Annotated in this window: 17 protein-coding genes; 13 read left to right on the top strand and 4 right to left on the bottom strand. The window is 31.3% G+C overall.

From position 1 onward, the window contains the following. Positions 1-10 precede the first annotated feature (10 nt). The 12 genes from ACVC08_RS06775 (at position 11) to ACVC08_RS06720 (ending at position 7,720) form a co-directional block, all read left to right on the top strand. Positions 11-334, top strand: a complete 324-nt coding sequence (locus tag ACVC08_RS06775; protein WP_452599470.1) for a DUF4286 family protein — start codon at positions 11-13, stop codon at positions 332-334. A 50-nt stretch (positions 335-384) separates the two neighbouring features. Next, the gene (gene rsmA / locus ACVC08_RS06770; protein ID WP_452599471.1) at positions 385-1,191 is read left to right on the top strand and encodes a 16S rRNA (adenine(1518)-N(6)/adenine(1519)-N(6))-dimethyltransferase RsmA; all 807 of its coding nucleotides are present in this window, start codon (positions 385-387) and stop codon (positions 1,189-1,191) included. An 80-nt stretch (positions 1,192-1,271) separates the two neighbouring features. Continuing rightward, a complete protein-coding gene (mgtE, locus tag ACVC08_RS06765; RefSeq protein ID WP_452599472.1) occupies positions 1,272-2,642 on the top strand; it encodes a magnesium transporter in 1,371 nt (456 codons plus the stop codon). Positions 2,643-2,789: 147 nt separating this feature from the next. Next, positions 2,790-3,155: a cupin domain-containing protein gene (locus ACVC08_RS06760; RefSeq protein ID WP_452599473.1), complete on the top strand. Its 366-nt coding sequence runs from the start codon at positions 2,790-2,792 to the stop codon at positions 3,153-3,155. 44 nt (positions 3,156-3,199) lie between these two features. After that, complete coding sequence (locus ACVC08_RS06755; RefSeq protein ID WP_452601490.1) at positions 3,200-4,138, top strand: 2-hydroxyacid dehydrogenase; 939 nt, start codon at positions 3,200-3,202, stop codon at positions 4,136-4,138. Positions 4,139-4,187: 49 nt separating this feature from the next. Beyond that, the gene (locus ACVC08_RS06750; protein ID WP_452599475.1) at positions 4,188-4,604 is read left to right on the top strand and encodes a response regulator transcription factor; all 417 of its coding nucleotides are present in this window, start codon (positions 4,188-4,190) and stop codon (positions 4,602-4,604) included. 106 nt (positions 4,605-4,710) lie between these two features. After that, the gene (locus ACVC08_RS06745) at positions 4,711-5,217 is read left to right on the top strand and encodes a DUF4199 domain-containing protein (RefSeq protein WP_452601489.1); all 507 of its coding nucleotides are present in this window, start codon (positions 4,711-4,713) and stop codon (positions 5,215-5,217) included. Positions 5,218-5,228: 11 nt separating this feature from the next. Beyond that, positions 5,229-5,687 (top strand): DUF1801 domain-containing protein, encoded by a 459-nt coding sequence (locus ACVC08_RS06740; protein ID WP_452601488.1) that lies wholly within the window; start codon positions 5,229-5,231, stop codon positions 5,685-5,687. 65 nt (positions 5,688-5,752) lie between these two features. Next, positions 5,753-6,139: a VOC family protein gene (locus tag ACVC08_RS06735; RefSeq protein ID WP_452601487.1), complete on the top strand. Its 387-nt coding sequence runs from the start codon at positions 5,753-5,755 to the stop codon at positions 6,137-6,139. Between the two features lie 49 nt (positions 6,140-6,188). Next, positions 6,189-6,620, top strand: coding sequence for a TM2 domain-containing protein (locus tag ACVC08_RS06730; protein WP_452601486.1), 432 nt, complete (start codon positions 6,189-6,191; stop codon positions 6,618-6,620). A 92-nt stretch (positions 6,621-6,712) separates the two neighbouring features. Beyond that, positions 6,713-7,039 carry an ArsR/SmtB family transcription factor gene (locus ACVC08_RS06725; protein WP_452601485.1) on the top strand — a complete coding sequence of 109 codons (327 nt, stop codon included), beginning with the start codon at positions 6,713-6,715 and terminating at the stop codon, positions 7,037-7,039. A 99-nt stretch (positions 7,040-7,138) separates the two neighbouring features. Further along, the gene (locus tag ACVC08_RS06720) at positions 7,139-7,720 is read left to right on the top strand and encodes a hypothetical protein (protein WP_452601484.1); all 582 of its coding nucleotides are present in this window, start codon (positions 7,139-7,141) and stop codon (positions 7,718-7,720) included. A gap of 18 nt (positions 7,721-7,738) precedes the next feature. Here the strand turns inward: ACVC08_RS06720 and ACVC08_RS06715 are convergent, their stop codons facing one another. The 4 genes from ACVC08_RS06715 to ACVC08_RS06700 are packed head-to-tail and all read right to left on the bottom strand — an operon-like array spanning position 7,739 to position 12,440. Beyond that, positions 7,739-8,806, bottom strand: coding sequence for a carboxypeptidase-like regulatory domain-containing protein (locus ACVC08_RS06715; RefSeq protein ID WP_452601483.1), 1,068 nt, complete (start codon positions 8,804-8,806; stop codon positions 7,739-7,741). Between the two features lie 35 nt (positions 8,807-8,841). Continuing rightward, complete coding sequence (locus ACVC08_RS06710; protein WP_452599636.1) at positions 8,842-10,665, bottom strand: GNAT family N-acyltransferase; 1,824 nt, start codon at positions 10,663-10,665, stop codon at positions 8,842-8,844. Positions 10,666-10,710: 45 nt separating this feature from the next. Further along, positions 10,711-11,961, bottom strand: a complete 1,251-nt coding sequence (locus ACVC08_RS06705) for an aspartate kinase (RefSeq protein ID WP_452601482.1) — start codon at positions 11,959-11,961, stop codon at positions 10,711-10,713. Continuing rightward, positions 11,961-12,440 (bottom strand): N-acetyltransferase family protein, encoded by a 480-nt coding sequence (locus ACVC08_RS06700; protein WP_452599634.1) that lies wholly within the window; start codon positions 12,438-12,440, stop codon positions 11,961-11,963. Before ACVC08_RS06700 ends, ACVC08_RS06705 begins: the two co-directional genes overlap by 1 nt. Before the next feature lie 154 nt (positions 12,441-12,594). Between ACVC08_RS06700 and fbp the strand changes: the two genes are divergently transcribed. Continuing rightward, positions 12,595-13,599, top strand: a complete 1,005-nt coding sequence (fbp, locus tag ACVC08_RS06695; RefSeq protein WP_452599633.1) for a class 1 fructose-bisphosphatase — start codon at positions 12,595-12,597, stop codon at positions 13,597-13,599. Positions 13,600-13,621 lie beyond the last annotated feature (22 nt).

Below are 13,621 nucleotides of genomic sequence, written 5' to 3'. Positions count from 1 at the left end.
ATAATTCAAGATGTATATATATAATGTTACAGTAAATATAGATGATAGCGCACATGACGAATGGTTAAAATGGATAAAAGAGCACATTCCGCAAGTATTAGCCACAGGTAAGTTTAAAGATGCAAAATTAACCAAAGTATTAGTAGAAGAAGAAATGGGCGGACAAACTTACTCTATTCAATACCGTTCGTACTCACGTGAAGCTTTAGATGCTTATTATAGAGAAGATGCAGATAAGTTAAAGGCCGATGGATTAAAACGTTTTGCAGATAAGATGCTAGCCTTTAGAACAGAATTACAAATTATTGACGAATACACTGTAAACTTTAAATAATACCTTATCTTTTATAAAATTCTATCATTTCATTCTTTTAATATTTAACTATGGCTCAAAAACCTAATAATCATCAAGTAAAAGCAAAAAAGTTTTTAGGGCAACATTTTTTAGAAGATGAAACCATAGCAGAACAAATTGCAGATTCGCTACAATTACAAGGCTATAAAAATGTTTTGGAAATTGGGCCAGGAATGGGGGTATTAACAAAATACCTATTAAAAAAACCAGTAACCACTTACGTTGTTGAAATAGATACCGAAAGTGTAGACTACTTAAAAAACAATTACCTCAATTTAGCACCTAGAATATTAGAACAAGATTTTTTAAAGTACGACTTAAGTAAAACATTTAACAGCGAGCCTTTCGCCATTATTGGTAATTTTCCATATAACATTTCTACGCAAATAGTATTTAAAACCTTAGAATTACGAGATCAAATTCCAGAATTCTCAGGCATGTTTCAAAAAGAAGTCGCTGCTCGTATCTGCTCTAAAGAAGGCAGTAAAGTTTATGGTATTTTATCTGTATTAACACAAGCATTTTACGATGCAGAATATTTATTTACAGTACCACCAACCGTGTTTAATCCTCCACCAAAAGTAGATTCTGGTGTGCTAAGGTTAACTAGAAAAAAAGATTATAGCTTACCTTGTAATGAAAAGTTATTTTTTAAAGTTGTAAAGCAAGCATTTCAGCAGCGTAGAAAAACACTTCGTAACAGTTTAAAAACATTTAATCTAAGCGATAATTTAAAAGCAAATGTTATATTTGGCAAACGTCCAGAGCAATTAAACGTATCCCAATTTATAGAACTTACCAGTTTTATAGAAAACGATATGCCAGACGCCGATTAAATTATAATTTAAAAATCGCTTTTTCAAAAATTCTATTTATTAAGAATCAACAGATTAAGCCCTATACTAACAAAAGTTTGGTGGAAGAGACTAACGAAAATATTCAGTTTAAAATAAGCATAGCGCTTATAGAAAACGTAGAACAATTAATAGAATCAAGAAATAATACTGAAATTCTTGAACTGTTAAATGATTTGCACCACGCTGATATTGCCGAAATTCTCGGAGAATTAAAAATAAACCAGGCCACATACATCATTAAGCTATTAGATAGTGAAAAGACATCAGAAATTCTGATGGAGTTAGATGATGACGATCGTGAAAAAATATTATCCTCTCTTTCTGCTAAAGAGATTGCAGAAGAAATCGAGGAACTAGATACCGATGATGCAGCAGATATTATAAACGAACTTCCCGAAGAACGACAAGAAGCAGTTATTTCTCAAATAGAAGACGAAGAACATAAGGCCGAAATACAAGAACTTCTCACCTATTCTGAAGACACTGCCGGAGCCTTAATGGCAAAAGAGTTAGTAAGGGTAAATGAAAATTGGACCGTTACCCAATGCGTTAAAGAAATGCGTGCTCAAGCAGAAGAGGTAACTAGAGTACACTCTATTTATGTAGTAGATGAAAACGAAAAACTTATAGGTCGTCTCTCTTTAAAAGACCTACTAATGGCTTCACCTCGAGCACATATTTCTACAGTATACATACCAAAAGTAGATTATGTAAAAGTAGACGAAGATATAGATGAAGTCGCTAGAATCATGCAAAAGTATGACCTAGAAGCTATACCAGTAGTAGATGAAAACAAAGTACTTTTAGGACGCATTACTATAGACGACATTGTAGATGTTATAAAAGAAGAAGCCGAAAAAGATTACCAATTAGCAGCAGGTATTACGCAAGATGTAGAAGCTAGCGATAGCATTTTAGAACTAACAAGAGCAAGACTACCTTGGTTATTTTTAGGGCTTGTTGGTGGAGTAGGAGCTTTTCTAATTATGGAAGGTTTTCAAGAATCATTTACTAAATATGCAGTGTTATTTTTCTTCACACCATTAATTGCAGCTATGGCTGGTAATGTAGGTGTTCAATCTAGCGCCATCATAGTACAAGGTTTGGCAAACGACGATGTAAAAGGAAGCATTAATAATCGTCTAATAAAAGAAATGCTACTTGCAGCATTAAACGGTAGCATACTGGCTTTATTTTTATTTTTATTTGTTTGGGGTTATACTACAGAACTATTAAAAGCATTGGCTATTTCCGTTTCTTTAGTTGTCGTTATTATTGTCGCTGGTTTAATAGGCACATTTATTCCATTATTTTTAGACAAAAGAGGCATAGACCCAGCTATAGCAACGGGTCCCTTTATCACTACAAGTAATGATATTTTTGGTATATTAATATACTTCTGGATAGCAAAATTAATTCTTAATATCTAGAGCGTTACTTAAGGATCAGGCTTTACTCTCTTTTTATACCCATTTCGCAGCTCGCTTTTTTATAAAAAATAAAAAGAGCTCAAACAGACTGCTCCATCCTTAACGCAAAACTTCGTAAATTTAAACATTCTCAAAGCATTTTAGATTATGAAAGCAATCAATATAAAAGCCAAACACGCAGAGTTTACAAAACAATGGCACCCGCACAGAATTGCAACAGTAGACGATATGCAAGTACTTTTAGCCAAGATACAGGGTGAATTTGTTTGGCACAGTCACGAACATGAAGACGAATTATTTCAAGTTGTAAAAGGTACTTTATATATGCAATTTAGAGACCGAACAGAAATTGTAAAACCAGGGGAGCTAATTGTGGTACCCAAAGGGGTAGAACATAATCCTATGACAAAAAACGAAGAAGAAGTACATCTATTATTATTTGAAAAACTAACGACAGCACACACAGGGAATGTTAAAGATAAAAAAACACAAACCGTGTACCCTTCAATTTAAAATCAAATATCAATTTAACAGATTCCAGTATACACTAGAAAACCATGAAAATTCTACATCTAGATACTAATCACCCACTCTTAATTAATCAGCTAAACGATTTGGGGTATACAAATGATGAAAACTATACAGCACCCAAAGAAGACATTCTAAAAATCATTCATAATTATGATGGTTTTATAATAAGAAGTCGTTTTAGTATAGATGCCAATTTTATAGATGCAGCAACTAGCCTAAAATTTATAGGTCGTGTTGGTGCAGGTTTAGAAAACATAGATTGCGATTATGCTGAACAAAAAGGCATTACACTTATTGCTGCTCCAGAAGGTAACAGAAACGCTGTAGGAGAACATAGCTTAGCTATGCTATTATCGCTTTTTAACAAGCTAAACAAAGCAGACAAAGAAGTAAGACAAGGCCAATGGTTAAGAGAAGATAATCGTGGCATTGAGTTAGATGGTAAAACAGTGGGCTTAATTGGATATGGTAATATGGGGAAAGCCTTTGCAAAAAAATTAAGAGGTTTTGATGTTAAAGTGTTATGCTACGATTTAAAACCTAACGTAGGTGATAATAATGCAGCACAAGTGTCTTTACAAGAATTACAAAAACAAGCAGATGTATTAAGCTTACACACGCCAGAAACTCCTTTAACTATAGGTATGGTTAACAATACATTAATACATGGGTTTAAAAAACCATTTTGGTTAATTAACACGGCGAGAGGAAAAAGTGTAGTAACCTCTCATTTAATGCAGGCCTTACAATCTGGTAAAATTCTTGGAGCTGGACTAGATGTATTGGAATACGAAAAATCGTCTTTTGAAAACCTATTTACTAATAACGATATGCCCGAAGCCTTTAAATATCTAATAGAGGCTAAAAATGTTATTTTATCACCGCACGTAGCAGGCTGGACAATAGAAAGCAAAGAAAAACTAGCACAAACTATTGTAAATAAAATTAAAGTTAAATTTTATTAATTTTAAAAAATAAAATTTAATACAGTTTTCGATTGTCTGGATATTAAATATGAAAAAAACGATTCTAGTTTTTGGCACACTTATTTTAGCCTTGCTTCTACTCTTTCAATTTAGCAAGTATGCTTTAATATCTAATAACTTAAAAATAGAAATAGTGATAGCTATTATTGCTATTATTTTCTTTTTTGTTGGTATATATATCAACAAAAAAAGTTTACATAAAACAATAGAAATTGATACCACTCCAAAAATTGATTATAAAAAAATTGAAGAATTAGAAATTAGTAAACGTGAATACGAAGTTCTTCAAAGTATTTCAGAAGGGTTGTCTAATAAAGAAATCGCTAGTAAATTATTTGTTTCAGAAAGCACTATAAAAACACATGTCTCTAGTCTACTCGTTAAATTAAATGCTAAGCGACGTACCCAAGCTATTTTAATTGCAAAATCTCTTCAAATCCTTTAAAATTGCTACATTTAGACTAAAGTATGAGTCTTTTAGTACTTTAGTATGAGTCCAAAAACTAGCTATTAAATTACTTTTAGGTCATAATTTTAAACTAAAACAACTTATGAAAAACACAGTAATTAAATTTGGTACTTATGGCTTATTAGTAGCCATACTTTTATTTTTATTAGCACTTTGGTTAGGTAAAGGTATGAGCTATTCTTCTCAAGAAATTGTTGGTTATACCACTATGATAGCTTCTCTATCCTTTATCTTTTTTGGAATAAAACATTATAGAGATCAAGTAAACAATGGTATTGTAAGCATAGGAAAAGCATTTATTATTGGACTTCTAATTTCGGCTTTTGTAGGATTAGGAATTGCTATTGCAGATTATGCTTATACAACATTAATCAATCCTGATTTTGCCCAAGAATACTTAGAGACAACACTAAAAACAATGGAAAGTACATTAACTCCAGAAGAGTATAAAACTCAAAAAGCGGTTTTAATACAACAAATGGAAGACTATGGCGGATCTGGTTTTATGGCATTTATAATGTTTGTAACTGTGGTATTAATAGGATTAATTATATCTTTAATATCTGCATTAATTTTACAGCGCAAATAAAACTTAACACTATGCAATACAAAGCAACGTCTCCAGAAGACTATATAAGTCAAGTTCCAGAGGAACGAAAAAATACTTTAAACAAACTACGAAAGGTTATAAATGACAACCTTCCTAAAGGTTTTGAAGAAGGTATTCAATACGGAATGATTGGTTATTATGTTCCACACGCAGTATATCCAGATGGCTACCATTGTGATCCTAAGACACCTTTACCTTTTATGAGTTTTGCTTCACAAAAAAACTCAGTGAATCTATACCATAGTGGTATTTATGCAAACCAAGAGCTTCACGATTGGTTTGTTAGCGAATACCCAAAGCATTGCAAACGTAAACTAGAAATGGGAAAAAGCTGTATTAGATTTAAAAAACTAGAAGAAATTCCTTATGAATTAATTGGCGAACTAACAGCAAAGATGACACCGGAAGAATGGATAGACATATACGAAACGAATTTAAAGAAGAAGTAAGCTTTATAAACAACATACAATAAAAGAGATCCCTAGCGCCTTAGGAATCAAAAAAAATATTTTTTATGAAAAAAAGAGTCACAGGTATTGGGGGTTTATTTTTTAAAACCAAAGACCCTAAACAAACTAAAGCATGGTATAAAAAATACTTAGGTTTTAATACAGACGATTATGGCTGCACCTTTTGGTGGAAAGATAAAGAAGGCAACGATTGCTCTACACAGTGGAGTCCTTTTGCAGAAGACACTAAGTACTATGAGCCTTCTAAAAAAGATTTTATGTTTAATTACCGTGTTGAAAACTTAAAAGAATTAATTGCAACTTTAAAAGAAGAAGGTGTAACTGTTGTAGGAGACATAGAAGAATACGATTATGGTAAATTTGGTTGGATATTAGATAACGATGGTAATAAAATAGAGTTATGGGAACCAATAGATAAAGCTTTTTTATAAACCAATTATTTTATTAACTTTAAACCATAATCAATAATCAATTAATTACATGTCTGACGAAAAAAATTTAGGCGATGACCTTAACGATATGTTAGGGGACGCAAAAGAAGGTGCAAAAAAAGCTGCCGACAAAGCTGGTAAAATAGCTGGAGAAGCTAAAGAAAAAGCTTCAGAATTCGCTGAAGAAGCCAAAGAAACCGCTTCTGAGTTTGCAGATGGTGCCAAAGAAACCTTTAATGAAGTTACTTCTAGTGAAAATAAAAAAGTACTAGCTGGTGTTTTAGGAATATTATTTGGTGGACTCGGAATCCATAAATTTATATTAGGCTACAATAAAGAAGGTGTTATATTATTAATAGCATCTGTTCTTACTTGTGGTGCTGCTGGTATAATTGGTTTAATAGAAGGTATTATTTACCTAACAAAATCTGACGAAGAATTTTATAATACTTACCAAGTTGGTAAAAAACCTTGGTTCTAATAATAAACAACAAAACAAGAGCCTGAACTTATAATTCAGGCTTTTTTAAATTAAGTAATTATCGTAATATTGCAATATCTAAATAAAAAATTATGGGATTTTCTAAAAAATATATTTTCGATGAGCAGCAAAACCAAACAGCTTTAATAACAAAAGTATTAGGTCATCCAGCACGTATTGCTATTATACAACACATTAGTAAAAACAAAAATTGCAATTGTAATGAGTTAGTAAAACATGTAGGGTTAGCACAACCAACTATTTCCCAACATTTAAATGAAATAAAAAAAATAGGATTGTTAGATCAAGATGCTAAAGGTAAAAATTTGTTTTACTCCATTAACGTAAACAAGTTAAATGATTGTAGACGGGTTATAAATGATTTCTTTGTAAAGACTCAGGTAAACTGTGGTAAGTAAAAAAGTTTTTCAAGAGTATTAAGAATTACCATGCAGATTAACAAATTAATAATTAACTATATAAGTCTTGTTTTTTTAGTTAGTTGTTTTATTTCTTGCATGACAGATGAGAAGAAAAGGCAAAAAATTATAAAATTAAAAGAAGAAAAAACGCATTGTAATTTAGATTCCTTAAAACCTTTCACTAAGTTCTTGATAGGTATCAATGAAGACACATTACATCTCCGTTATGATTTAAAATTCAATCCAGTTTTCAAGAAAACATTAGATTCACCTAAAATATCATTTGAAGAGGTGAAAACTATTATTGCTTGTTCTAAAATAAGTTCAAGAAAAAAAGGTATTGCAATAGTTTCTATGAGTAAACTTGACTTAGAATCAAGAATAGATTTATTAAGTCATTGTTATAATTACTATGGTAAAGGAGTTAATTATACCGATATATTTGATGCGTTAGCCATGGAGTATTATTACTATCGAGAAAATCCAGTTTTTTTAGATTATGAAAATAAGAATTTAAGAGAACTGTTAGAAAGAATAGTATCTGAGAAAAAAGAGGGTATAGATTATGGTTTTATACTAGATATCCTAAGTGGTAAAAGAAGCCGGATTTTGAAGCATAGAATAAAAACCAATGATTATTCCAACCCACAAACTAGGCTAGATATTCCTAAAAGCTAAATAAAAACAGAAAAGGCACTACTCCAAACCATAATCATAAGGTAAAGTTTCCCCTAATCTTTGATCTCCCATTACACCACCAAAAAGAACTTCAGATATATTATTATGGTTCCCAAAAGCATCTATAGTAAAACTATCTACTTTACTTTCTATAGCAGATTGATGTTTCGTTTTATATAAAATATTGAGCCTATGTGGTATTCTAACTTTGGTTAGATTTAAACTATCAATAGTTTCTGTATGTATAAAGAGTTCTGGTGGAACTTGTTTACTCCCTTTAAATATCCTATACTTATCTTTTTTTAAGCTATTATTAGCTATAGATCGCATAAAATGAGGCACAGATCCTTTATACGCTTTTTCTCTATTCTTAAGTGCTTTTTTATGATTTTTAGAGGGTATTGTTTTAAAAAAAGTAGTTCCTGCATAGTACACAGAGCGAAAGTAATACCATTTATCCATATTATCTTCAACAGATTCTCGTATGCCTATACCCGAACCATAGTCTACAACAAACTCACTTAAATCGTATTTAATTTCGTAATCTAAAGCTTCATTTTTTATAATTATAGGCTGTTTGGCTTGAGCTGTTAATTGTTTTTCTTTGGAATTAAAGCGTAAAATAATATCGTCTTCATTTAGAATTTTGCAAGCTCTTGAGAATTTTGAAGAGCCTAAAAACTCTTTTCTAAACTGTTTTAATTTATAAGCTCTAGACCATTCATCTTTGTACTCAATGTAGACCTCATCTAAAGAACTAACATCTTCCGCTAACAAAACAGTATACTTTTCATTATACTTAGGACTCGGTATAACAATCGTTTTATAACCTATAAAAGATATGACTAAAGAAACATTTATTTTATTGTCGTAATCGAAAGTAAATTCACCTTCAAAATTGGTAATTGTACCTACGGTAGTATTATCAAAATAAACAGAAGCTCCTGCAATAGGTTCTTTAGTTTTCTCATCTATTACTACACCATAAATACTTTTATTTTTTAATGTTGATTGATTACTTTGAGCAAAAGAAAAAACTATACACAAAAGGCATAGCATGTTGGTTAATAGCTTGTGTATTTTCATAATATTTTATGTTGCTCTAATAAAGACATTAAAAGCTACTTTTCTTCTGTACTTCCAGAAAACTTGCGCTCTAGTTCCTCTTGGAACTCCTCCATCACAGGACGCACTGTACTGTCTGGTAAATCGGATATTTTTATATACATTAAGCCATCTACTGCATTATTAAATAATGGGTCCACGTTAAACCCAATTAATCTACAGTTTTGCTTAATGTATTTTTTTAACAATACAGGCAAACGCAATGCTCCTGGCTCTATTTCGTCTATGACTTTATCGAACTTATTTAAATCGGCAGCAGTAGAGTCGAAAACAAAATCTTTATCGGCATCATTTAATTTTACCTTAAATGCTTTTTTAGGATGCACGTATTGTGCTACATAAGGATCGTAGTAATGCGATTTCATAAACTCAATCATTAACGATTTTGAGAAATTAGAAAACTGATTACTAATACTTACACCTCCTATTAAATATTTATGTTCTGGAAAACGTAATGTTGTATGAACAATCCCCTTCCATAATAAAAATAAGGGCATTGGTTTTTGCTGATATTCTTTAATAATAAAGGCGCGTCCTAGCTCTAAGGACTCACTCATCATTTTATGAAGTTCTGGTTCGAAACGGAATAAGTCTTGAAGATAAAACCCATCCATTCCATATTTTTCAAAAATTTTAGCCCCTAATCCCATTCTGTAGGCACCCGCCATAACATTGGCTTCGCAATCCCAAAGAAACATATGGTGATAGTAACTATCAAACTTATCTAAATCTATGGCTTCATTAGTCCCCTCTCCTACAGCTCTAAATGTTATTTCTCTTAAACGCCCTATCTCTCTTAAAATGTTTGGTATTTTTTTAGCAGGAGATAAATACACTTCGTAATTTTTACTCTTTAAAAGTCTATTATCGTCTTCTCTAAGGAGTTCAACCTCCTTAATCATCAACTCTTTTTTTACTGGAGTAACAATTTTTTTAGGTGCTTTTGTTGGCTTGCTGTGTTTTAAAGTAGAAGATATGGTTTCTCTTAAATTTTCTTTTGGTTCAAAGGCATTAGAGAGCATATACGTTTTCTTTCTTATAAATGCAGAAAAGTCTTCGAGCGTTTCATATGTGTTCTGGTCTTTAACAGAAATTGGCCTCCCTATTCTAACCTTTATAGTTCTTCGCTTTTGCGTTAATAGTTCTGAGGGTAGTTTTGCGGTTCTAAACGTATCACTAATTTTAGATAATTTATAAAATAGTTTACTGTTTTGGGCATGAAAATAAATAGGCACTATAGGCACATTTGCTTTTTGTGCCAATTTCATTGCTGCTTCTTCCCAAGGCTTATCTACAACTAGTTTTCCATCTCTATAAGTAGACACTTCTCCAGCAGGAAAAATACCTAAAGGATGCCCTTCTTTTAAATGCTTTATTGCATTTTTAAACCCAGCAATACTAGATTTAACATCCTTACGATCTTCAAAAGGATTTACAGGCATTATAAATGGCTTCATCGGCTCTATACGATGTAATAAAAAATTAGCAATAATTTTAAAATCTGGTCGCTTTTCTAACATTAATTTTAGTAACAAAATACCATCTATTCCTCCCAACGGATGATTAGATATTGTTATGTATGCACCATCTTTTGGTAATCGTTTTAAATCTTCTTCTGGAATTTCAAACTTAATTTGAAACTCTGCTAGAATAGCATCTAAAAACTCTATATTACTTAAATGTTTATTTCTATTATAGATTTTATTAAGAGTAGATATCTTTAATACCTTCATTAAAAGCCAACCAATAAAAGTGCCTATAAACCCGTATTTATTCAGATTTATTGCTTTCGATACTTCTTTAGCTGTTACTAACCCCATGCTTTATTTTTAGTTAATTTGATTTTTACAAATGTAACAAATACATTATTTAGTTACTACTTGTATTGTTTCTTGAAATAATTGCTTTAGTAATACGGTTTTACCTCTTTCTAAAGCCTTAATTGATGCGTCATCATAATGCCTTATTGTATACAAAGAGACATTATCGTGGTATGTTACTTTAAACTTTGCTTTTAAATGTAACAATAGTTTTTCTAAATTATTATATGTATCATCAAAACACACCGAAAAACTTATCGCAGAATTTTGGATAACATCTACTTTCATTTTATATAATGACAATAAATTAAAAATCTCGCTTATGTTCTCTTCTACTACATAAGAAAAATCTAATGTAGATAATGATAATAATACTTGATTTTTCTTTAAAATAAAACAAGGCACTTTAGGCGAAATACCTTTTGTTTTGTTTACAGTAGTTCCGCTGTTTTCTGGATTTAAAAAAGATTTTACATGTAGTGGAATTTCTTTTTGTTGTAACGGCTGTAGCGTTTTAGGGTGAATTACCGAAGCTCCATAAAATGCTAACTCAATAGCTTCTGTATACGAAATCGTGTTTAGTAGTCTTGTATTATTAAACACTCTAGGGTCTCCATTTAAAACCCCTGGCACATCTTTCCAGATGGTTACACTATCTGCATTTAAGCAATAGGCAAATATGGCTGCTGTATAATCACTTCCTTCTCGCCCTAATGTTGTTGTAAAGTTATTACTATCACTACCTAAAAATCCTTGTGTAATATAAAGTGTCTCTTTATCTACAGCGTTTGTTATGTTTTGTTGTGTAATGCTCCAATTTACATTTGCTCTCCTGTAATAATTATCTGTTTTAATACAGGTTCTAACATCTAACCAGTTATTTTTAATTTCTTTCTCGTTTAAATAATAACTTATAATTGTTGTAGAGACTAATTCGCCAAAGCCAATAACTTGGTCGTAAACAAAACTGTAATCTGGAGATTTATTGGTTTTAAAAAAAGTGTTTAGTTCTTCAAATAACAGATTTACTGCTTTAAAAACTTGGTGTTCTTTATTTTCAAATAAATCTAGTAAAATTGCTTCATGAAATGTTATAACCTCATTAATTTTAAGTTGTAATTGAGACGGGGCATTAAAATACTTATCTATAACAACTTCAAAAGCATTTGTCATTTTCCCCATTGCAGAAACGACTATAAGTGTATTGCTATGCCCTACTTTTTGTAATACTTTAATAACATTTTTTACGCCATTAGCATCTTTTACAGAGGCTCCACCAAACTTAAATACTCTCATTAAATATTATTTATATAATTTTTTATAGCCTCTTCATTTAGCTGTACTACATCCCAATCTCTCATAACATTAGCGCCTTTCTTTTCATAAAATTTAATCGCTGGCTCGTTCCAATCTATTACTTCCCAGCCTACACGTTTAACTCCTAGGCTTTGTCCATACTTTACAACTTCGTTTAGCAAAGCAGTACCTAAACCGCTTCCACGCATACTATTACTTACTATTAAATCTTCTAGATGTAATGTTTCTCCTTTCCATGTAGAATAACGCATATATACTAATGCGATTCCAACAATTTTAGAGTTAGACTCTGCAACAAAACATTTAAATTTTGGCTGTACCCCAAAACCATCCTTTTGTAATTGCTCTACCGTAACTTCTACAGCAAGTGGCTCTTTCTCGAAAACAGCTAACTCAATAATTAAGTCGAGTACGGATTGCATGTCTTCCTTATTGGCCCATCGAATAGAAAAATCCATAATTATATAATTTGTATCAAATATAGTTTAAAGATACATAGCTTAATGTATTATTATAATACGAAAACGATGTAGTTTATTAAAAAATACGATATTTGCAAAGTAATAAATCTATACAATATAGATTTAGAAATAAAAAACAGCACTACTTTCTATGTCTCGAAAAAATCAAACTTTAGGAGAGTTTATTATCGAAAACCAATCGTCTTTTAAATACACTTCTGGCGAATTATCTAGGCTTATTAATTCTATTCGTTTAGCAGCCAAAGTTGTAAACCATGAAGTAAACAAAGCAGGATTAGTAGATATTATAGGTGCTGCTGGTGATACAAATATACAAGGAGAAGACCAGCAAAAACTAGATGTTTATGCTAACGATAAATTTATACAAACATTAACCAATAGAAATATTGTTTGTGGTATTGCCAGTGAAGAAGAAGATCATTTTATCTCTATAAATAGCCAAGACGAAAACAATCAAAATAAATACGTGGTATTAATGGATCCTCTTGATGGATCCTCTAACATAGACGTAAATGTATCTGTAGGAACTATTTTTTCTGTATTTAGGCGCGTTACACCTGTTGGTACACCAGTAACTATAGACGATTTTCTTCAAAAAGGAAATCAACAAGTTGCAGCTGGTTATATCGTTTATGGTACTTCTACAATGTTAGTATACACTACTGGAGATGGGGTTAATGGGTTTACATTAAATCCAGCTATAGGAACGTTTTACTTGTCTCATCCTAATATGGAATTTCCAGAAGATGGAAACATCTATTCGGTAAATGAAGGAAATTATATACACTTCCCTCAAGGTGTAAAAGATTATATTAAATACTGCCAAATGGAAGAAGATAACAGACCTTACACCTCTAGGTATATAGGATCTTTAGTGTCAGATTTTCATAGAAACATGATTAAAGGCGGTATTTATATGTATCCAAAAAGCTCTAAAAATTCTAATGGTAAATTACGATTATTGTACGAATGTAACCCAATGGCATACCTAGCTGAGCAAGCTAATGGAAAGGCTAGTGATGGTTTTACCAGAATATTAGATATAGAACCAACAGAGTTGCACCAACGTGTTCCTTTTTTCTGTGGAAGCAAGAAAATGGTTGAAAAAGTAGAATATTTCATACAGAGAAGTTAATAGTCCTTCTTTTATTCTAGTA

Source organism: Pontimicrobium sp. MEBiC06410 (genome assembly GCF_053601615.1).
This window is presented reverse-complemented; position numbering and strand designations above follow the sequence as displayed.